The organism is Lentzea sp. NPDC004789 (assembly GCF_053601075.1).
The window spans coordinates 175,042-193,558 of record NZ_JBSGBE010000010.1 but is presented as its reverse complement, the minus strand read 5'-3'; the positions used below and the strand labels follow the sequence as shown (position 1 = coordinate 193,558).

21 protein-coding genes are annotated in these 18,517 nt (G+C 71.4%); 6 read left to right on the top strand and 15 right to left on the bottom strand.

Annotated features, from left to right (window positions below):
- Nucleotides 1-111 precede the first annotated feature (111 nt).
- The 6 genes from ACWEIJ_RS23740 to ACWEIJ_RS23715 form a co-directional block, all read right to left on the bottom strand.
- Nucleotides 112-762 (bottom strand): response regulator, encoded by a 651-nt coding sequence (locus ACWEIJ_RS23740; protein ID WP_449839394.1) that lies wholly within the window; start codon nt 760-762, stop codon nt 112-114.
- Nucleotides 759-1,811: a sensor histidine kinase gene (locus ACWEIJ_RS23735; protein ID WP_449839393.1), complete on the bottom strand. Its 1,053-nt coding sequence runs from the start codon at nt 1,809-1,811 to the stop codon at nt 759-761. The genes ACWEIJ_RS23740 and ACWEIJ_RS23735 overlap by 4 nt, the downstream gene beginning before the upstream one ends.
- An 87-nt stretch (nt 1,812-1,898) precedes the next feature.
- Nucleotides 1,899-3,191: an RNA polymerase sigma factor gene (locus ACWEIJ_RS23730; RefSeq protein WP_449839392.1), complete on the bottom strand. Its 1,293-nt coding sequence runs from the start codon at nt 3,189-3,191 to the stop codon at nt 1,899-1,901.
- 14 nt (nt 3,192-3,205) lie between these two features.
- Entirely contained in the window at nt 3,206-3,628 is a 423-nt protein-coding gene (locus ACWEIJ_RS23725; protein WP_355438414.1) for a YciI family protein, read from the bottom strand.
- Nucleotides 3,629-3,774: 146 nt separating this feature from the next.
- Nucleotides 3,775-4,968, bottom strand: a complete 1,194-nt coding sequence (locus tag ACWEIJ_RS23720; RefSeq protein WP_449839535.1) for an SPFH domain-containing protein — start codon at nt 4,966-4,968, stop codon at nt 3,775-3,777.
- Between the two features lie 30 nt (nt 4,969-4,998).
- Nucleotides 4,999-5,424, bottom strand: coding sequence for an NfeD family protein (locus ACWEIJ_RS23715; RefSeq protein ID WP_449839391.1), 426 nt, complete (start codon nt 5,422-5,424; stop codon nt 4,999-5,001).
- A 155-nt stretch (nt 5,425-5,579) separates the two neighbouring features.
- Here ACWEIJ_RS23715 and ACWEIJ_RS23710 point away from each other — a divergent pair, with 155 nt between their 5' ends.
- The gene (locus ACWEIJ_RS23710; protein ID WP_449839390.1) at nt 5,580-6,161 is read left to right on the top strand and encodes a dihydrofolate reductase family protein; all 582 of its coding nucleotides are present in this window, start codon (nt 5,580-5,582) and stop codon (nt 6,159-6,161) included.
- On the opposite strand, the gene ACWEIJ_RS23705 is transcribed toward ACWEIJ_RS23710, so the two are convergent.
- The 5 genes from ACWEIJ_RS23705 to ACWEIJ_RS23685 all read right to left on the bottom strand — a co-directional run bounded on the left by ACWEIJ_RS23705 (nt 6,142) and on the right by ACWEIJ_RS23685 (nt 9,794).
- On the bottom strand, nt 6,142-6,948 hold the full coding sequence (locus tag ACWEIJ_RS23705; RefSeq protein ID WP_449839389.1) for a DUF3097 domain-containing protein: 807 nt from the start codon (nt 6,946-6,948) through the stop codon (nt 6,142-6,144). The two genes, ACWEIJ_RS23710 and ACWEIJ_RS23705, sit on opposite strands and share 20 nt — an antisense overlap.
- A gap of 32 nt (nt 6,949-6,980) precedes the next feature.
- Nucleotides 6,981-7,742 carry an aminoglycoside phosphotransferase family protein gene (locus ACWEIJ_RS23700; protein WP_449839388.1) on the bottom strand — a complete coding sequence of 254 codons (762 nt, stop codon included), beginning with the start codon at nt 7,740-7,742 and terminating at the stop codon, nt 6,981-6,983.
- A 149-nt stretch (nt 7,743-7,891) separates the two neighbouring features.
- The gene (locus ACWEIJ_RS23695; RefSeq protein WP_449839387.1) at nt 7,892-8,320 is read right to left on the bottom strand and encodes a hypothetical protein; all 429 of its coding nucleotides are present in this window, start codon (nt 8,318-8,320) and stop codon (nt 7,892-7,894) included.
- Between the two features lie 117 nt (nt 8,321-8,437).
- A complete protein-coding gene (locus ACWEIJ_RS23690) occupies nt 8,438-9,226 on the bottom strand; it encodes an SCO1664 family protein (RefSeq protein ID WP_449839386.1) in 789 nt (262 codons plus the stop codon).
- 1 nt (nt 9,227) lies between these two features.
- Nucleotides 9,228-9,794 (bottom strand): DUF3090 domain-containing protein, encoded by a 567-nt coding sequence (locus tag ACWEIJ_RS23685; RefSeq protein WP_449839385.1) that lies wholly within the window; start codon nt 9,792-9,794, stop codon nt 9,228-9,230.
- 78 nt (nt 9,795-9,872) lie between these two features.
- Here ACWEIJ_RS23685 and ACWEIJ_RS23680 point away from each other — a divergent pair, with 78 nt between their 5' ends.
- Entirely contained in the window at nt 9,873-11,759 is a 1,887-nt protein-coding gene (locus tag ACWEIJ_RS23680) for a prolyl oligopeptidase family serine peptidase (RefSeq protein ID WP_449839384.1), read from the top strand.
- Nucleotides 11,756-12,613, top strand: a complete 858-nt coding sequence (locus tag ACWEIJ_RS23675; protein ID WP_449839383.1) for a S66 peptidase family protein — start codon at nt 11,756-11,758, stop codon at nt 12,611-12,613. Before ACWEIJ_RS23680 ends, ACWEIJ_RS23675 begins: the two co-directional genes overlap by 4 nt.
- A 129-nt stretch (nt 12,614-12,742) precedes the next feature.
- Here the strand turns inward: ACWEIJ_RS23675 and ACWEIJ_RS23670 are convergent, their stop codons facing one another.
- The gene (locus ACWEIJ_RS23670) at nt 12,743-13,357 is read right to left on the bottom strand and encodes an HSP18 transcriptional regulator (RefSeq protein WP_449839382.1); all 615 of its coding nucleotides are present in this window, start codon (nt 13,355-13,357) and stop codon (nt 12,743-12,745) included.
- A 71-nt stretch (nt 13,358-13,428) separates the two neighbouring features.
- On the opposite strand from ACWEIJ_RS23670, the gene ACWEIJ_RS23665 reads away from it, so the two are divergent.
- The 3 genes from ACWEIJ_RS23665 (at nt 13,429) to ACWEIJ_RS23655 (ending at nt 15,548) form a co-directional block, all read left to right on the top strand.
- The gene (locus tag ACWEIJ_RS23665; protein WP_449839381.1) at nt 13,429-13,860 is read left to right on the top strand and encodes an Hsp20/alpha crystallin family protein; all 432 of its coding nucleotides are present in this window, start codon (nt 13,429-13,431) and stop codon (nt 13,858-13,860) included.
- Between the two features lie 55 nt (nt 13,861-13,915).
- The gene (locus ACWEIJ_RS23660; RefSeq protein ID WP_449839380.1) at nt 13,916-14,629 is read left to right on the top strand and encodes a poly-gamma-glutamate hydrolase family protein; all 714 of its coding nucleotides are present in this window, start codon (nt 13,916-13,918) and stop codon (nt 14,627-14,629) included.
- Nucleotides 14,630-14,768: 139 nt separating this feature from the next.
- Nucleotides 14,769-15,548, top strand: a complete 780-nt coding sequence (locus tag ACWEIJ_RS23655; protein WP_449839379.1) for a poly-gamma-glutamate hydrolase family protein — start codon at nt 14,769-14,771, stop codon at nt 15,546-15,548.
- 40 nt (nt 15,549-15,588) lie between these two features.
- Here the strand turns inward: ACWEIJ_RS23655 and ACWEIJ_RS23650 are convergent, their stop codons facing one another.
- Genes ACWEIJ_RS23650 through ACWEIJ_RS23640 form a run of 3 tightly spaced genes read right to left on the bottom strand, consistent with a single transcriptional unit; the run spans nt 15,589 to nt 18,450 of the window.
- Nucleotides 15,589-16,800, bottom strand: coding sequence for an acyl-CoA dehydrogenase family protein (locus ACWEIJ_RS23650; RefSeq protein WP_449839378.1), 1,212 nt, complete (start codon nt 16,798-16,800; stop codon nt 15,589-15,591).
- Nucleotide 16,801: 1 nt separating this feature from the next.
- A complete protein-coding gene (locus ACWEIJ_RS23645) occupies nt 16,802-17,806 on the bottom strand; it encodes a phosphotransferase family protein (RefSeq protein WP_449839377.1) in 1,005 nt (334 codons plus the stop codon).
- Complete coding sequence (locus ACWEIJ_RS23640) at nt 17,803-18,450, bottom strand: HAD family hydrolase (RefSeq protein ID WP_449839376.1); 648 nt, start codon at nt 18,448-18,450, stop codon at nt 17,803-17,805. Before ACWEIJ_RS23640 ends, ACWEIJ_RS23645 begins: the two co-directional genes overlap by 4 nt.
- Nucleotides 18,451-18,517: the final 67 nt, after the last annotated feature.

Sequence of the window (18,517 nt, the reverse complement as noted above, 5' to 3'; positions counted from 1 at the left end):
CGAACGTGACACGGCCACCGGGGCCGACGCCGGGCGATGTATCTATCGTCCAGTCAGCACTGGACACCCGGATGGCTCACCACCGGTCACCCGGTCGGCGGTGGTGTCCCGTCAGTAGTTGTCCTCGGCGTCGTAGGCGATCATCGCCAGCTGCACCCGGTTGCCGCAGTCCAGCTTCACCAGCATGCGGCTGACGTGTGCCTTCACCGATCCCTCGCTCATCTGGCAGGACCGCGCGATCTCGGCGTTGGCCAGGCCCTGGGCGAGCAGCCGCAGGACCTTGCGTTCGAGGTCGGACAGGGCGGCCAGCCGGGTCCGGGCCCGGTTGGCGCGCCGCGGGTCCCGCTCGCGGAACGTGGTGAGCAGCGACCGGGTCACCTGCGGGGCGAGCACCGCGTCGCCGCCGGCCATCGCCCGCACCGCGCTGATGAGCGCCCGCGGCTCCATGTCCTTGAGCAGGAACCCGACGGCACCCGAATGCAGCGCGCTCTGGACGTAGCGGTCGTAGGTGAACGTGGTCAGCATCGCGACCGCGGTGTCCGGCACGTGCTTGCCCACCATCTCGGCGGTGGCCAGCCCGTCGCCACCGGGCATGTGGATGTCCATCAGCAGGAGGTCGGGCCGGTGCAGGTGAACCAGCCGCAGCGCCTCGGAGCCGCTGGCGGCCTCGGCCACGACCTCGATGTCCTCCGCCGTCTCCAGCACGCCCCGGATGCCCGCTCTGACCAGCTGTTCGTCGTCGGCGACGACCACGGAGATCACTTGACGTCCACTCCCTGCTCGAACATCGCGGTGACCGCGAACCCTCCGTCTTCCTGCGGCCCCCAGCTCAACTGGCCTCCGCGGGTGCGCACCTCCGCGGCCAGGGTGGCGAGCCCGCGGCCGGTGCCTGTCCCGCACGTCGGCGGCGGCTGTGCGGGTGGGCTGTTGCGGACGGTCAGCCGCGGCCTGCCCCGCACCGGCTCGTACTCGATGACGACGTCGACCGGTCCAGCGTGTTTGTGGACGTTGGTCAGCGCTTCCTGCACCACGCGCCGCACGGCGTCGGACAGCTCGGGCGCGAGAGCGTCGAGGTCATCGGGCAACGCCGACCTGACCCGCAGGCCCGCGCGGCGCGAGCACTCGATGAGCTCCGCCACCGGTACCGGTCGCGCGTCCAGCACGCTGATGATCTGGCGCAGGTCCCGCATGGCGGCGCGGCTGGTCCCGCCGAGCAGCTGCGCGGCCTCGGTGTCGGTGCCGGCGAGTTCGAGCTTTCCCGCGTGCAGCGCGATGAGGCTGAGCTTGTGGCCCAGCACGTCGTGCATCTCGCGGGCGATCCGGTCGCGTTCCCGTGCGACGGCCTGGTCGCGCTGCATCGCGACCATCTGCCGCGAGTGGCGGACGTACAGGCCGATCGTGAGCGGGAGCAGGATCTGCAGCACCAGCTCCGACCCGACGACGGTCAGGCCGAACGGTTCCTCGTCGTCCCACAGCGGCAGCAGGTAGCCCGCCGAGGCCGCGGCGACCGCGAGCGAGCCCGGGACGACGCGGGCCTGGGCGCCGACCGTGTAGAGGGCGCAGAACACGGCCGCGAAGACGGCACCGGGTGTGACGATGTCGACCGCGGCGACCAGCACCGCCACGGTCGCGGGGAACTTCCGGCGCATCGAGAGCAGACCGGCGGCACCGATCGCCCATGCCGTGCTCTCAGGGCCGTACGCCGACACCACGTCGATGCCGCCGCACGCCACGACGACCGCGACATCGGCCAGCAGGTCCCGTCTTCGCCCGCCGAGGCCCTGCCACCGCGCCTGGACCCTCTTGATCACGGAACTGTTCACGCTCACCGGATTCACTCGTGCCGACGACAGGGCTGCGCCACTGCTCGCTACTACGTGGCGGCCCAGTGTGCGGGTTCAGTCTCCGGGTGGCAGGAGATCCGCGAGCTTGCGGGTCAGCACGGCGCGTTCGCGTTCGTTGCCGCACAGCCGCACGGCCGTCTCGAACTCGGTGCGCGCCTCGTCGAGGCGGCCGAGCCGGCGCAGCAGCTCGCCGCGCACACCGGGCAGCTGGTGGGAGTCCTTGAACGCGTCGCCGGTGGCCAGTTCGTCGACGATCGGCAACGCCGCGGCCGGTCCCCGGGCCATGGACACCGCGACCGCGCGGTTGAGCGCCACGACCGGCGACGGGGCGAGCCGGCCCAGGGCGTCGTAGAGCGCGACGATGCGGTTCCAGTCGGTCTCGGCCACCGACGGGGCCAGCGCGTGGCATTCGGCGATCGCGGCTTGCAGCCCGTAGTAGCCGTAGCCGCGGCCGATGGCGGTGGCCTTGGCGAGCGCGGCACGGCCGCGGGCGATCGCGGACCGGTCCCAGCGGCGCCGGTCCTGGTCCTCCAGCAGCACGGTCTCGCCGTCGGGGCCGCGGCGCGCGGGGAAGCGGGCGGCGGTCAGCTCCAGCAGCGCGAGCAGGCTGTGCGCCTCGTGCTCGTCGGGCATCAGCCGCGACAGGATCCGCGCGAGCCGCTGCGCCTCGCCGGCCAGGTCGAGGCGGATGACCTCGTCACCGGAGCTGGCCGACGAGCCCTCGGTGAAGATCAGGTAGACGACGCTGAGCACCTGCGCGAGGCGGGCGGGGCGTTCGTCGGCCGGCGGCACCTCGAACGGCACGCCCGCGGCGCCGAGGGTCTTCTTGGCGCGGGTGATGCGGGCCTGCACGGTCGCGGTCGGCACCAGGAACGCCCGTGCGATCTCGTCGCTGGTCAGACCGCCGACCACGCGCAACGTCAGCGCCACGCCCGCTTCCCGCGACAGCACCGGGTGGCAGGAGGTGAACATCAGGGCGAGGGTGTCGTCGTCGATCTGGTCGGGGTCCCACAGCACGTCGTCCGGCGCGGGTCCGGGTTCGGTGGCGCCGGTGAGCGCGCCGCCCTCCGGCAGGTGGTGGGCGAGGGCGGCGTACTTCTCGTCACGGGTGCTGCGGCGGCGGAACGCGTCGATCGCGCGCCGCCGGCCGACCGTGAGCAACCATCCGGCCGGGTTGTCCGGCACGCCGTCGCGCGGCCAGGTCACCAGGGCCTCCGCGAGGGCTTCCTGGGCGAGGTCCTCGGCGAGCGAGAAGTCGCCGGTGTAGCGGGTGAGCGCGCCGACGATCCTGGCGGAGTCGATGCGCCACACCGCGGCCACGGCCTTGCGTCCGGTGGGGTCGCTCATGGGCGGTTATCAGATCAGAGCTGGCCGTTGGCCTCGCGCCAGGCCCGTTCCTTCTTGATCCACTCGTTGTCCTGCGGGAACTCGTCGATGGTCGGCACGCGGCGGATCTCGGTCTTGAAGCCCGGTCCGGTCAGCGGGGTGCGCTTGGCCCACTCGACGGCGTCCTCGATCGTGGGCACGTTGATCAGGTAGAAGCCGTTGAACAGCTCCTTGGTCTCGCCGTAGGGGCCGTCGGTGACCACGGGCGGTTCGCTGGAGAAGTCCACCACCACGCCCTCCTCGGCGGGCGCGAGACCTTCGGCGGCGAGCAGGACACCGGCCTCGATCAGCTCCTCGTTGAACCGGCCGACGGTCTCCAGCATCTGCTCGAAGTCGACGGCGCCGAGCTTCTCCCAGGCGTCGGCCTCGGTCTGGCGCCAGATGAGCATGAACTTCATGTGATGTCACTCCCCAGTGGGATCGGTGGGTCCGTTGTGGACCCTTTCACGCTCAGGTCGAACGGGCACACCGTTCGATCGACACACGCCCGCGAAAAGTCGAGCGGCCCGCCCCGGTGCTCGGGACGGGCCGCTCGGCGGGCTGCTCAGACCTGGTCGTCGGGCTGGTGCAACGACCGCGGCTGCTCGGCCTCCAGCTCCGGCACCGGTGAGGCGGCGGCGACCGAACGCGCGGTGCTCAGCGGGCCGGGCACCTCCTTGCGCGCCACGGCCTCCGCGGCCGCGACGGCCTCGGCGACCTTCGGGTCCGGTGCGGTGTCGAACCAGTCGGCGATCGACTCGTCGTCGTCCTCCGGCTTGGGCCGCGTGGCGTTGTCGGCGGGCGGTTCGTAGCGGAAGACGCCGTCGTCGCCGGGCGCGCCGAGCATGCGGGCGAACCCTTCCAGCGCCTTGCCGTAGTCGGACGGGATCATCCAGACCTTGTTCGCGTCGCCCTGCGCCATCTGCGGCAGCGTCTGCAGGTACTGGTAGGCCAGCACCTCCGGCGTGGGCTTGCCGTCCTTGATCGCGCCGAAGACCTTCTCGATGGCCTTGGCCTGGCCCTGGGCCTGCAGGTAGCGGGCGGCGCGTTCACCCTGGGCGCGCAGGATCTGCGACTGCCGCTCGGCCTCGGCGGCGAGGATGGCGGCCTGCTTGGCGCCCTCGGCGGCGAGGATCTGCGACTGCTTCTGGCCCTCGGCGGTCTTGATCGACGACTCCCGCTGGCCCTCGGCGGTGAGGATCATGGCGCGCTTCTCGCGGTCGGCGCGCATCTGCTTCTCCATCGAGTCCTGGATGGACGGCGGCGGGTCGATGGACTTGAGCTCGACGCGGGCCACGCGCAGGCCCCACCGGCCGGTCGCCTCGTCGAGCACGCCGCGCAGCTGGCCGTTGATGTGGTCGCGGGAGGTCAGCGTCTCCTCCAGGCTCATGCCACCCACGAGGTTGCGCAGCGTCGTGATGGTGAGCTGCTCGACACCGACGATGTAGTTGGAGATCTCGTACACCGCGCTGCGCGGGTCGGTGACCTGGAAGTAGACGACCGTGTCGATGGACACCGTCAGGTTGTCCTGGGTGATCACCGGCTGCGGCGGGAACGACACGACCTGCTCGCGCAGGTCGATGCGGGCCCGCACCTTGTCGATGAACGGGACGATGATGTTCAGGCCGGGTGCCGCGGTGGTGCGGAAGCGGCCGAGGCGTTCGATGACGGCGGCCTGCGCCTGCGGGATGACCAGCACCGACTTGACGGCGATGGTCAGCACGAAGATCGCGATGACGGCCACGACCACAGCGGTGATCGGGTCCAACTCGGTTCACATCCTTCTGGGTCACACAGCCGCTATGACCACGGCGGTCGCACCCGAGATCTCGACAACGGTGACGGCTTCGCCTTCTTCGACCACGGACCCGTCGAGGGTGCGCGCGCTCCAGGTGTCGCCGCCGATCTTGACCTGCCCGCCGTGCTCGTCCACCCGGGACAACGCGACGGCCCTGCCGCCGAGCAGCGCCTCGTGGTGCATCCTGATCCCCGAGCCGAGCTGCAGCCGCTTCTTGACCAGCGGCCGGGCCCCGACGATCAGGCCGACCGACGACGCCGCGAACACGAGCACGCTGACCAGGTCGGCGGCGCCCAGTGCGGACACGCCGGCCGCGGCCAGTGCGGCGGCGCCGAGCATGACCAGCACGAAGTCACCGGAGAGAACCTCGGCGACGACGAGCAGTATCCCGACGATCAGCCAGATCAGCGCGGCCATGCGCCCATACATACACCAACGGGGAGCACCCGGCTCCGAGATTCACCGTGGTGGGCCCCCGACCGTAACGAAATCGATCAACGGCCGATGTCGAAAGCCGGATCGGCCGTTCGTGTAGCCCGCGACACCATGTTCTCGACGAAGGGGTTACGGCGATGCGTTCGATTTCCGCGACGATGTTCATGACGCTCGACGGTGTGGTGCAGGGCCTCGGGCACGCGGATGAGGACACCCGCGGCGGTTTCACCTGCGGCGGCTGGGGTGCCCGCTACCAGGACGAAGAGCTGGCCGCCGAGATGGGCAAGGGCATGGCGCGCACCGGCGCGATGCTGTTCGGACGGCGGACCTGGCAGGACTTCATCCGGGTGTGGGCGTCGGCGACCGACGGCAACCCGTACACCGCGCACATGAACGCGGTGACCAAGTACGTGGTGTCGGAGACGCTGCCGGACGCGCACGCGTGGCGGAACTCGGTGCTGCTGCGCGGGCTGGACGACGTCAAAGGCCTCGACGGCGACGTGTCGATCGTGGGCAGCGCGGCGCTGGTGCGCTCGCTGCACGCGGCAGGGCTGGTCGACCGCTACACGCTGGTGATCCACCCGCTGACGCTGGCCAGCGGCGCGCGGCTGTTCGAGGGTCCGGCGCCGTTGACGGAGTTCGAGCTGACCGGCAGCGTCACCACGTCCTCGGGCCTGATCATCGCCGACTACGCGCGGGTCAGTCCTGCGGCACCGTGACGAAGTCGATCAGCCGCTCGACGGCGCCGAGCAGGTCGGACTCGATGTCGCGGTAGCTGCTGACGGCACCGAGGACGCGCTGCCAGCCCTCCCAGGTCTCGCCCCAGCCGAGCCGCTCGCAGACGCCTTCCTTCCACGGGACGTTCCTGGGGATCACCGGCCACGCCTCGATCCTGACCGCCTGTGGTTTGACGGCCTGCCAGATGTCGACGTAGGGGTGCCCGGTGACCAGGACGTTGTCGTCGTGGATCTGCTCGACGATCCGCTGCTCCTTGGAGTGGGCGACGAGGTGGTCGACCAGCACGCCGAGGCGGCGGTGCGGCGCGGTGCCGAACTCGGCGATGCGCCGGGGCAGCTCGTCGACGCCGTCGAGCGGCTCCACGACGATGCCCTCGACGCGCAGGTCGTGGCCCCAGACGCGTTCGACGAGCTCGGCGTCGTGCTTGCCCTCGACCCAGATGCGGCTGGCCTTGGCGGTCTGCGCCCGCAGCCCTTCGACCCGGACGGAGCCGGACGCGCTGATGCGGGGTTGCTGCTTTTGCGGCGCGGGTTTGACGAGGGTGACCGGCTGGCCGTCGACGAGGAACCCGGCGGGGCGCAGCGGGAACAGGCGGTGGCGGCCGTGGCGGTCCTCCAGCACGACCTGGCCGTGCTCGAACTTCACGACGGCGCCGCAGAAACCGCTGGCGGGGTCCTCGACGACGAGGCCGGGCTCGGCGGGGATCTCGGGGACCTTCTTGCGCTTGGGGGTGGAGAGGACGTCGCGGCCGTAGTCGTGGGAACGCACGGTGGCAGACCCTAGCGCGGTGATCACGGTCGTCACCACGCCGAGGCCGGTGTCGTTGCCCCGGCCTGTTGTCGGCTGTGGAAGTCGTAGAGGGGTTTGAAGGCGGCGATCCAGTCGTGGACCCGGTCGAGGTCTACCTCGGCGCCGTGCAGGTCGTGGCCGTCGTGCACGAGGTCCATCCAGTCGAACGCCGGGTCGCCCACGCACGCCTGGGGGTCGATGGCGACCGGGCCGCGCGGACCTTGCAGGACGTTGCCCTGATGGATGTCCCCGTGCAGCAGCACCTGTTTGACGTCGTGGGCGGCGAGTTCGCGGGCGCGGCGGTGTTCGGCCGGGTGGTAGCTGCCGGTGAGGTTCGTGATCACGACCTCGTACAGGAAGTTGACGTGGGCCGTCAGCGGCGGGAAGCCGGCCGGGTCCGCGGCGTGCAGTTCGGGTACGACGCGGGCGGGGTCGGGCGCGGGCGTGCCAGGGGTGATCGCTTCGAGCAGGAGGGCGCCTTCGGTGAGGTCCTGCTCGAGCAGCCCGACCATCGCGGGGGTGTCGGCCCAGGCGGTGAGGGCGCGGGCTTCGCGAGCGGCGACCTCGTGGTCCGGGGTCAGTTTCAACACCGCGTTCGCCCGGTCCGCCTCGCACAGGAAGACCGCGCCGTTGCCGCCCGGCATGAGCTTCACGACGGTGAGGCCCCAGCGGGCGGTGAGGGTGTCGACCAGACCGGGCAGCGCGTCGATCCACCCCGTCACGCCGTCGCCGAAACGGCGGGTCAGCCACTCGCGGTCCGCGTCGCCGATCACGGGGACGACGCTAGCGGCATGGCTGCGGCCTGGCGGTGGTTCGCCGTGGATCGTTCCGTTCTCAGCCGTGGAAGGGCTTGAAGGCGGTGAGCCACTCGTGGCCGAACTGTCGGATGAGCCGGGATCTGGCGTGCTCGTCGATCACCGGTTCAGGCCAGCGAGCCGGCTCCGGCCTGCCGTCGGGACTGGTAGTCGGCCAGTGCCGGACGCCAGAGCGCGTTGGCGTCGAAGCAGGTGGTGAGCAGCCGCAGGTCCGCGCCGTCACCGGCGACGGCGACCTTGCCGTCGACGACCCATCTGTTGACCGGCAGCAGCGGGACGGGCCAGCCGACCACGACGAGCCGGTCGCACACGAGGCGTTGCAGGCGGCCGCCGTCGTTGTCGACGATCACCGCGGGGGTGTCGAGGTCGAAGTCGCGGACGATGGCGGACGGGTAGCGCCGGACGCCGATCTCGGCGAGCGCGTCGGCACCGGGGCCGATCAGGTGGACCGGCCCGAATCGCCGTGCCAGGCAGGCGGCCGCGCGTGCGCCCAGATCGGCCGCGCCCACCACCACGATCCGTTCGGAAAAGGCCATGTCCCCGCATTCACAATTCAAATGTTTCCGCAGGTCAGAACGTATTCATGAAGATAGGGGCACGGCGTTCGGCGCGTCAATCGCGTCTCATTTGGCTGATGCGAAAAGCGCGGGAGGTCAGAAAGCGGGCCAGGGGATGGCGGGCCAGTCGCCGGAGGGCTCCGGGTAGATGCCCTCGGCCAGCAGCTTGTCCGCGCGCTCCCCCACGGCCCTGACCTCGGCGCGCGTCAGGTGGTCGTGCAGGGACTCGCCCAGCGCGCCGTCGAGCGCGGATCTGAGCCGGCGCAGCGCCTCCAGGACCGGCGCGGGCAGTGGTTCGCGGGCCCAGCCCCACAGCACGGTGCGCAGCTTGGGTTCGGTGTGCAGGCAGATGCCGTGGTCGACGCCGTAGACGGAGCCGTCGACGGCGTGCAGGACGTGGCCGCCTTTGCGGTCGGCGTTGTTGACCACGACGTCGAACGCGGACATCAGGGCGATGCGCGGGTGGTCGGCGTGCACGAGGACGGCGGGGTCGCCGAAGCGGTCGTGGGCGTGGAAGACGGGGATCCAGCCCGGCCGGACGTCGTCGACACCGACGATGTCGACCAGCTCGTCCTCCTCGCGGGTGTCGACCCACAGCTGGACCATGCCGGAGCCGAACGGGCCCGGCCGCAGCACGGTCGGGGGCACGAGGTCGAGGCCGGCCGCGGCGGAGATCAGGTAGGTGGCCACCTCGCGGCCCGCGAGCGTGCCGTCGGGGAAGTCCCACAGGGGACGTTCGCCGCGCACGGGCTTGTAGACGCACTGAGCCTCGACGCCGTCCATGCTGATCTTGCAGAACAGCGTGGCGTTGGAGGCGTCGACGAGCCTGCCCTCGACCTCGATGCGGCCGTGGGTCAGCAACTCCAGGGCCGCGGCGGTGTCCACGTCAGTCTTCTTCTGTGCGGCGGTAGCCGTTCTGCCGCGGGCAGATGTGGCCGTCCGGGTCGAGCGGTTCGGCGCACAGGGGGCACGGTTTGCGGCCGGCGTTGACGACGCGGTCGGCGCGCTCGGCGAACGCGCGGGCCGCGGACGGGGAGAGGAACACCCGCACGGCGTCGGGACCTTCCTCGGTGTCGTCGAGCACGACGGCCTCGTCGACCTCCTCCTCGGAGATCGCGAGGAGCTCGATCACGACGGCCTTGGACTCGGCGTCCCACCCGAGTCCCATGGTGCCGACGCGGAACTCCTCCTCGACGGGCACGTCGAGCGGTTCGGTGTCGAGGTCGTCCGGTGGCGCGTCTTGCGGCACGTCGGTGCCGAAGCGGCGGTGGACCTCCTCGAGCAGCGAGCCGATGCGCTCGGCGAGGACCTGGACCTGCTGCTTTTCCAAGGCGACGCTGATCAGCCTGCTCTGCTCGGAGGCCTGCAGGTAGAAGGTGCGGTCGCCGGGCTGCCCGACGGTTCCTGCGACGAACCGGTCGGGTGCGCGGAATACGTGGATGACACGAGCCATGGCCCTTACGACCCTAGGCCACGCGGAGATCGTCGGCAGGTCCTCCCCCACCAAACACTCCGCGTATAGGGTCGGGCTGTGGTGAAGATCGCTTCGTACGGGACCTGGGAATCGCCGATCACGGCCGGTGACACCTCGAAGCCGGGCGGTGGGTTCCAGTGGGCCGACCTGCACGGCGAGCGGGTGTGGTGGGCGGAGAGCCGGCCGGCCGAGGGCGGCCGGGTGGCGCTGGTGCGCGACGGCGTGGACGTGCTCCCCGCTCCGTGGAACGCCCGCAACCGGGTGCACGAGTACGGCGGCCGGCCGTTCGCGGTGCTGTCCGACGACCGGGTGGCGTTCACGCACTGGGACGACCAGCGCGTCTACGTGTTCGACCCGGACGCGCCCGCGCCGACGCCCTTGACGCCCGAACCCGAGCGGCACCACGGGGTGCGGTACGCCGACCTGTCCGCGGGCCCGGACGGTGAGGTGTGGTGCGTGCGCGAGACGATCACCGGTGACGCGCGCACCGACGTGCGCCGCGACCTGGTGGCGATCACCGCCGGCGGCGAGGTGCGGGTGCTGGGCGCCTCGCACCACTTCATGACCGGCCCGAAGATCAGCCCCGACGGCACGAAGTTCGCGTGGATCGGCTGGAACCACCCGCAGATGCCGTGGGACGGCACCGAGCTGTGCGTGGCCGAGGTCGGCTCGGCCGGGCACCGGGTGGTGTCGGGGTCGCGGACCGAGGCGGTGTGCCAGTTCGAGTGGGAGGGCGAGTCGCTGCTGGCGCTGACCGACCCGGACGGCTGGTGGAACCTGTTCCGGGTGGGCCTGGACGGGTCGCGCCGCAACCTCGCGCCGTGCCGGGAGGAGCTGGGCGGCCCGATGTGGCGGCTGGGCAACCGCTGGTTCGCGCCGCTGTCGCCGGGCCGGTACCTGGTGGTGCGGTCGGGGCATCTGGCGGTGCTCGACGAGCGCAGCGCGACGGTGACCGACGTGCAGACCGACCTGCCGACGTGGGCGCCGGACCTGTCGGTGCGCGACGGCGTGGTGGTGTGCGGCGCGGCCGGGCCGACCCGAGAGTTCGCGGTGGTGCGCCTGGACCTGTCCAACGGTGAGCTGACCTACCTGACCGGTGGCGAGGCCTCCCCGCAGGACGCCTACCTGCCGCAGCCGGTGGAGCGGATGTTCGGCGAGATCCCCGCGTACGTGTACCCGCCGTCCAACCCGGACTTCGCGGCACCGCAGGACGAGCTGCCGCCGTACGTGGTGCACGTGCACGGCGGCCCGACGGGGCGGGCGTTGCCGAAGCTGGACCTCGACATCGCCTACTTCACCAGCCGCGGCATCGGTGTGGTGGCGGTGAACTACGGCGGTTCGACCGGCTACGGGCGGGCGTTCCGGGAGCGGCTGCGCGAGCAGTGGGGTGTCGTGGACGTGGAGGACTGCGCGTTCGTGGCGCAGCAGCTCGCGAAGGAGGGCACGGCGGACCCGAAGCGGCTGGGCATCCGGGGCGGCTCGGCGGGTGGCTGGACGTCGGCGGCGTCGCTGACCTCGACGGACGTGTACCAGTGCGGGATGGTGGCGTTCCCGATCCTGGACCTGAAGGGCTGGACGTCGGAGGGCGGCGAGACGCACGACTTCGAGTCCCGTTACGTGGAGGGCCTGGTCGGCCGGTTGCCGGAGGCCGAGGACCGCTACCGGGACCGGTCGCCGTCGAGCAGGGCGCGATCGGCGTCGGGTCCGGTGTTGTTGCTGCAGGGCCTGGAGGACGAGATCTGCCCGCCGGAACAGGCGGACCGGTTCGCCGCGGACCTGGCGGGGTCGGGGATCCGGCACGCCTACCTGAGGTTCGAAGGTGAGCAGCACGGCTTCCGCAAGGCCGAGACCATCAAGGCCGCGCTGGAGGCGGAGCTGTCGTTCTACGGCCAGGTGTTCGGGTTCACCCCGCCCGGTGTGCCCGTGCTCGAACTGTCCGAGTGAGCGGCGTGCTGCGCGCGGGCGACCGGGTCGCGCTGGTGTCCCCGGCCGGGCCGGCCCTGCCGGGGAAGGTCGCGGCGGGGGTGGCGGTGCTGCGGTCGTGGGGCCTGGAGGTCACCACACCTGTGGTGGCGTCGTGGTCGCTGCCCTATCTGGCCGGCTCGGACGACGCGCGGGCCGCGGAGTTCGTGTCGGCGTGGTGCTCGGACGTGACCGCGGTGGTGTGCGTGCGCGGCGGCTACGGCTGTCTGCGGATGACCGATCTGGTGCCGTGGAAGGACCTGCCGCCGCGCGTGTTCGTGGGCTCGTCGGACGTGACGGTGCTGCACACGGAGCTGAACCTGGTGGGTCAGGCGACGGTGTTCGGGCCGATGCCGGGCACCTCGGACTTCGTCGACGACCCGGTGGCGCAGCAGCGGCTGCGGGCGTTGCTGTTCGAGGGCACGTCGTCGTGGACGGCCGGAACGACCGTGGTGGCGGGAACCGCGCGTGGGGTGCTCACGGGCGGCAACGCGGCGCTGCTGGCGGCGGGTGTGGGCGGGCCGCGGTGGGCGCCGCCGGTCGACGGGGCGATCGCGTTGCTGGAGGACGTCGGCGAGGAGCCCTACCGGCTGGACCGGATCCTGACGCAGCTGCTGCGGGCGGGGTGGTTCGAGCCGGTGTCGGGGATCGTGCTGGGGTCGTGGACGGGCTGCGGGGACGTGGCGTCGGTGTTGCGGGACCGGTTGTCCGGGCTGGGGGTGCCGATCCTGGGCGACTTCGGGTTCGGGCACTGCGCCGGGCAGTGGTCGCTGCCGCTGGGCGTGGCGGCGGAGCTGGACGCTTCGGCGGGGACGCTGAGACTGCTGCCGGCGTGATGGCGGGCTTGGCGCCTCGGCCGCGACTGACATGACCGCGGAACTCGACGCTCGCCAGAGTACGCGGGGAGCTTTCGTACTCTCCTGGAGTACGCGGGGTCCCCGCGTGCAACACAACAGCAGGGAGCGTCAGGCGCGGCGTTGACGTTGCCCCAGGCGTGACTGGGCGTCGAGCCGCACCTGGTCGGTCTGCTCGCTGATGGCGGCGATGCGCTCGGCGAGCCAGGGATGGCCGTCGCGCAACGCGGGGGCGGCCTCGGTCAGCGGCGCGAGCAGGCCGGCCGCGTCCTCGCCGCCGAGGGCCTGTTGGACGGCGTCGTCGTGCGGGCCGACCTGGGCGGCGAGCATCCGCAGCACGCCCGCGTTGCGCCGTGCCCAGGCGGCGACGGCCTTGTCGCCGGCGCGCCGGTCGCGTTCGGCCTGCACGCGTTCGTCGCCGGTGCCGGACTCGCCGGTGCGCCGGACGCGCAGGTAGCGCTTCTCCGCGGCCTGACGGCTCGCGACGCCCAGTGCCGGGGCGAGGTCGGCCCAGCTGGTACCGAGGGCGCGGGCGGCCTCGATGAGCTGTGGTTCCCAGCCGGACAGCTCGTCGCGCAGTTCGCGCAGCAGCATGAGCGCGGCCAGGACCTGGCTGGCGTCGCCGGGTGCGGCGGCGGCCGCGCGGACCGTTTCGTAGTCGTTCCGAGGGTCGTTCTGCGGGTCGTTCGTCATGTCGTCCTTCCGATGACGGCCGTCACTTGTCATCGTTCCGACGACATGCTACAACAGTGGTGCAGCGCATTGACAGTCCAACGAGGGATATCAGGAGGTGTCAGATGTTGATGCGCACTGACCCGTTCCGCGAGCTGGACCGGCTGACGCAGCAGGTGTTCGGGACGCCGGGGACGTGGTCGCGGCCCACGGCGATGCCGATGGACGCCTACCGCGACGGTGAGCAGTTCGTGGTGAGCTTCGACCTGCCGGGCGTGACGCCGGACGCGATCGAGCTCGACGTCGAGCGCAACGTCCTGACGGTGAAGGCGGAGCGCCGGCCGGTGGGCAAGGACGTCGAGATGCAGGTGTCGGAGCGGCCGCTGGGCGTGTTCTCGCGGCAGCTGTTCCTCGGGGACACGCTGGACACCGACCACATCGACGCGAGCTACGACGCGGGTGTGCTGACGCTGCGGATTCCGATCGCGGAACGCGCGAAGCCCCGCAAGATCGCGATCACCTCGGGTGAGGACGCCCCGAAGCAGATCGACGCGTGATTGCGCCAGGCGGGCGGCGGCCGACCGGGTGATGGAAGGTAGGCTTCCGCCCGCCATGAGACCCCAGCCTCAGTGGGCGGCGTTAGACGTCTACGCGTCCAACTCCGACCTCTACGCCGATCCCCGACTGGTGGAACGGGTGGACTACCGGCGTCGCTTCCGGCGGCACCGGCCCCGCACGCCGTCCGTCGTCCTCGCCCCGCACGGCGGTGGCATCGAGGTCGGCACGTCGGAACTGTGTCTCGCGATCGCGGGTTATCACCCGTCCACGCGGGTGCCGATCGGCCAGACGCACGACTACTGGATGTTCGAGGGCCTGCGGTCGGTCGCGAACGACGAGCTGCACGTGACCTCGTCGAACTGCGACGACCGCGTGGCCCGCGACCTGGTGGCCGGTGCCTCGTACGCGTTGGGCCTGCACGGCTGTACTGCCGCGGCGGCGGGTCTGGAGGACCACGACCGGGCGGTGCTGGTCGGCGGCCGGGACGCGTTGCTGCGCATGGAGCTGCTGGCGGCGTTGCGGCGGGCCGGGTTCCACACGATCGACGCGGTGGACCACCCGATACTGGGCGGTTTCGACCGGTCGAACATCGCGAACCGGACGCGGTCGCGCCAAGGCGGGCAGCTGGAGCTGACCACTCCCCTGCGGGCGGCGATGTTCGCGGAGAACTCCCGGTCGGACCGGCGGCACACGACGACCGAGGTGTTCTGGGGCTTCGTGCACGCGTGCCGGGCGGCGCTGGCGGCGCGGGAGGCGTTGAGCAACTGACCTGCGCGCCTGGGGCGGTTGCGGCGGCCACGAGCTGGAACGACTGGCCTCCGCACGAGGGCTGCCGGGCGGCTGCGGCAGCCATGAGCTGGGGCGACTGCCCCGTTCACGTGGCTGTCGGCCGGTAGCGTGCCGGGTCATGGGGACTTCCAGACGTGTGTTTCTCGGGTTGGTGGCGGCGACACCGTTGCTGACGCGCGTGGTGCCGGCGGGGGCGGCCGGTTATGCGTCCTACAGCGAGATCTACCGCGATCCGGCGTTGCGGGAGGGTGTGGACTGGGGCCGGCGGATGCTGCGGCACCAGGCGTTCGGGCGGACGGTGGTGTTCGCGCCGCACGGTGGCGGGATCGAGACCGGGACGTCGGAGCTGTGCCTGGCCGTGGCGGGGTATCACCCGGCGACGCAGCAGGCTTCGGGCGCGGTGTGCGACTACTGGATGTTCGAGGGGTTGCGGGCCTCGGGCAACTCCGAGCTGCACGTGACGTCGACCGGGTGTGATGACCACTACGCGCTGTCGCTCGCGGCGGGGGCGTTCAACGCGGTGGCGTTGCACGGGTGCACGGTCACGGAGGCCGAGCGGAACTGGCGGGCGTTGCCGGACCAGGCGTGTGCGCTGGTGGGCGGCGCGAACGCGGATCTGCGCGGGCGGGTGGTCTCGGCGCTGACCGGTGCGGGGATCTCGGCGGTGGACGCGTCGACGCATCCGACGCTGGACGGCGGGGATCCGGGCAACATCGTGAACCGGACGTTGCTGGACGCGGGGGTGCAGGTGGAGATGACCACGCCGTTGCGCGGCGCGATGTTCACGACGAACACCGCCGCGCAGCGCAAGAACACGACGACACAGCTGTTCTGGGACTTCGTGGGCGCGCTGCGGTCGGCGATCGCGGGTCTGGAGGCGACGCAGGAGATCCTGTGACCGAACGGGGCGGGCCTGGCGGGCCCGCCCCGACCTCGTTCTACAGGTACTTCTTGAGCTCGCGCTTGGCCAGCGACATGCGGTGGACCTCGTCGGGGCCGTCGGCGATGCGCAGGGTGCGGGTGGCGGCCCACAGCTCGGCGAGCGGGGTGTCCTGGCTGACGCCGGCGCCGCCGTGGGCCTGGATGGCCTTGTCGATGACCCATTCGGCCATCAGCGGGGTGCCGATCTTGATGGCCTGGATCTCGGTGTGGGCGCCCTTGTTGCCGACGGTGTCCATCAGCCACGCGGTCTTGAGCACGAGCAGGCGGGCCTGTTCGATGCGGACGCGGGACTCGGCGATCCACTCGTGCACGACGCCCTGGGCGGCGATCGGCTTGCCGAACGCCACGCGGGACGAGGCGCGCCGGCACATGAGTTCGAGGGCGCGTTCGGCCATGCCGATCAGGCGCATGCAGTGGTGGATGCGGCCGGGGCCGAGGCGGGCCTGGGCGATGGCGAAGCCCTCGCCCTCGCCGGCGATCAGGTTCGAGGCGGGGACGCGGACGTTGTCGAAGACGATCTCGGCGTGGCCGCCGTGCGCGTGGTCGGAGTAGCCGAAGACGTGCATGGCGCGCTTGACGGTGATGCCGGGGGTGTCGCGCGGGACGAGGATCTGCGACTGCTGGCGGTGGCGGTCGGCGCCGGGGTCGGTCTTGCCCATCACGATGAAGATGGCGCAGTTGGGGTTCATCGCGCCCGACGACCACCACTTGCGGCCGTTGATGACGTAGTCGTCGCCGTCGCGTTCGATGCGGGTGGCGATGTTGGTGGCGTCGGAGGAGGCCACGTCGGGTTCGGTCATGCAGAACGCGGAACGGATCTCGCCGTCGAGCAAGGGCTGCAGCCACTGCTTCTTCTGCTCGTCGGTGCCGAACATGGCCAGCACTTCCATGTTGCCGGTGTCCGGCGCGGCGCAGTTGAGCGCCTCTGGGGCGAGGTGGGGGCTGCGGCCGGTGATCTCCGCCAGCGGCGCGTACTGCAGGTTGGTCAGGCCCGCGCCGTGCTCGGCGTCGGGCAGGAACAGGTTCCACAGGCCCTGCTTGCGGGCCTCTGCCTTCAGTGACTCCAGGATCGGCTGGCGTTCCCACGGGTCGGCGGCGTCGCGCAGCTGCTGCTCCAGCACCGCTTCGGCCGGGTAGACGTGGGAGTCCATGAACGCGAGCAGCTTGGTGCGCAGTTCTTCGGTCTTGGCGTCGTAGGCGAAGTCCATGTCAGAGCTCCTTGTGGGCCGCGGCGAGACCCTGCCGCACGAGGGGGACGGTGAACGCGCCGAGCTTCTCGAAGCCGGCGCCGACGGTCTTGCCGCTGGCGAAGCGGTAGTGGATGCCCTCGACGATGACGGCGAGCTTGAAGTAGCCGAAGGCGATGTACCAGCCCAGGCCGGAGGTGTCGGTGCCGGTGCGGGCGGTGTAGCGGGCAACGAGCTCGTCGGCGGTGAGGAAGCCGGGCATCGACGGGACGCTGCCGGTGATGGGGTCGTTGTCCACGCCGAGGCCTGCCCAGTAGACGTAGAGCAGGCCGAGGTCGGCGAGCGGGTCGCCGAGGGTGGCCATCTCCCAGTCCAGCACGGCGCTGATCTGCAGGGGGTCGGCGGTGACGAGGGCGTTGTCGAGGCGGTAGTCGCCGTGGATGATCGCGGCCCGCGGCGAGGCGGGGACGGTGTCGGCGAGCTTGTCGCGCAGTTCGTCGATGCCGGGCAGGTCGCGGCTGCGGGAGGCGTCGAGCTGCTTGCCCCACCGCGTGACCTGGCGGGCGAGGAACCCGTCGGGGCGGCCGAAGTCCTGCAGGCCGACGGAGGCGGGGTCCACGGAGTGCAGGTCGGCGAGCACGTCGACCAGCCGCTCCGACAGCGTGCGCGCCATGTCGGGGGTGAGCCACGGGCACTGGGACCGTTCGCGCAGGGCGGCGCCGGGCATCTCCGACATGAGGTAGAACGGCGCGCCGATGACGGAGGTGTCCTCGACGAGCTGGTGGGCGTGCGGCACGGGCACGGAGGTGGGTTCCAGTGCGGAGATGACGCGGAACTCGCGGGCCATGTCGTGGGCGGTGGCCAGCACGTGGCCCAGCGGCGGGCGGCGCAGGACCCAGCGCCGGGTGCCGTCGGTGACGCGGTAGGTGAGGTTGGAGCGGCCGCCGGGGAACAGCTCGCCGGTCAGCGGTCCTGTGCCCAGGTGCGTGGCGAGTGCTGTGAGGTCGAGGCCGGGCAGGTCGGTCACAGGGTCACTCCGAGGGTGGCGAGGTGGGCGCGGGTGTCGTCGGCGCCGGTGTGGCGGAAGGCGTGCATGCCGACGGACTTGGCGGCGTCGACGTTGGCCGGCGCGTCGTCGAAGAACACGGCGCGACCGGCGGGGACGCCGATCTGCTCCAGGGTGTGGTGGTAGATGCGCTCGTCGGGTTTGCGCAGGCCGACGCGGCCGCTGATCACGACGGTGTCGAACAGCTCGATGAGCAGGTCCTTGGGGTAGCCCTCGCCCCAGCTGTTGGACAGCAGCGCGGTGTGCAGGCCTGCGGTGCGGGCCTTGCGGACGAGCTCGACCATGGCCGGGTCGGGGGTGGCGCCGCCGAACATGCGCCGCAGCAGCCCGGTCTCGTCGACCTCGGCGCCGGTGGTGGTGATGAGCTCGGCGGCGAGCAGCCGTTCGAACTCGGGCACGGTCAGCTCCCCGGTCTCCAGGCGGAAGACGGGGTTGTCGGGCAGCGCGTCGCGGCTCATCCACTCGCGCATGACGCGGTTGTACGCCGTGCGGTCGATGGCCTCGGCGTGCAGCCAGGCGCCGACGAACTCGGGCACGGAGACCGTCATGACGCCGCCCCAGTCGAAGACGAGCGCGTCGACGAGCGGAAGTGTTGTGTCACCCACGGAACGGAGGGTACCGACCGGTCGGTATGTCGGCAACCGGTGATCCGGAACATCCACTTTCGTCGGA

What these genes read in the sequence shown, in the direction of transcription:
- ACWEIJ_RS23725 (WP_355438414.1), bottom strand. Translation starts at nt 3,628, where the DNA reads ATGAAGTTCATGCTCATCTGGCGCCAGACCGAGGCCGACGCCTGGGAG.
- ACWEIJ_RS23650 (WP_449839378.1), bottom strand. Translation starts at nt 16,800, where the DNA reads ATGGACTTCGCCTACGACGCCAAGACCGAAGAACTGCGCACCAAGCTG.
- ACWEIJ_RS23715 (WP_449839391.1), bottom strand. Translation starts at nt 5,424, where the DNA reads ATGGCCGCGCTGATCTGGCTGATCGTCGGGATACTGCTCGTCGTCGCC.
- ACWEIJ_RS23730 (WP_449839392.1), bottom strand. Translation starts at nt 3,191, where the DNA reads ATGAGCGACCCCACCGGACGCAAGGCCGTGGCCGCGGTGTGGCGCATC.
- ACWEIJ_RS23665 (WP_449839381.1), top strand. Translation starts at nt 13,429, where the DNA reads ATGTTGATGCGCACTGACCCGTTCCGCGAGCTGGACCGGCTGACGCAG.
- ACWEIJ_RS23695 (WP_449839387.1), bottom strand. Translation starts at nt 8,320, where the DNA reads ATGGCCTTTTCCGAACGGATCGTGGTGGTGGGCGCGGCCGATCTGGGC.
- ACWEIJ_RS23670 (WP_449839382.1), bottom strand. Translation starts at nt 13,357, where the DNA reads ATGACAAGTGACGGCCGTCATCGGAAGGACGACATGACGAACGACCCG.
- ACWEIJ_RS23655 (WP_449839379.1), top strand. Translation starts at nt 14,769, where the DNA reads ATGGGGACTTCCAGACGTGTGTTTCTCGGGTTGGTGGCGGCGACACCG.
- ACWEIJ_RS23685 (WP_449839385.1), bottom strand. Translation starts at nt 9,794, where the DNA reads ATGGCTCGTGTCATCCACGTATTCCGCGCACCCGACCGGTTCGTCGCA.
- ACWEIJ_RS23710 (WP_449839390.1), top strand. Translation starts at nt 5,580, where the DNA reads ATGCGTTCGATTTCCGCGACGATGTTCATGACGCTCGACGGTGTGGTG.
- ACWEIJ_RS23660 (WP_449839380.1), top strand. Translation starts at nt 13,916, where the DNA reads ATGAGACCCCAGCCTCAGTGGGCGGCGTTAGACGTCTACGCGTCCAAC.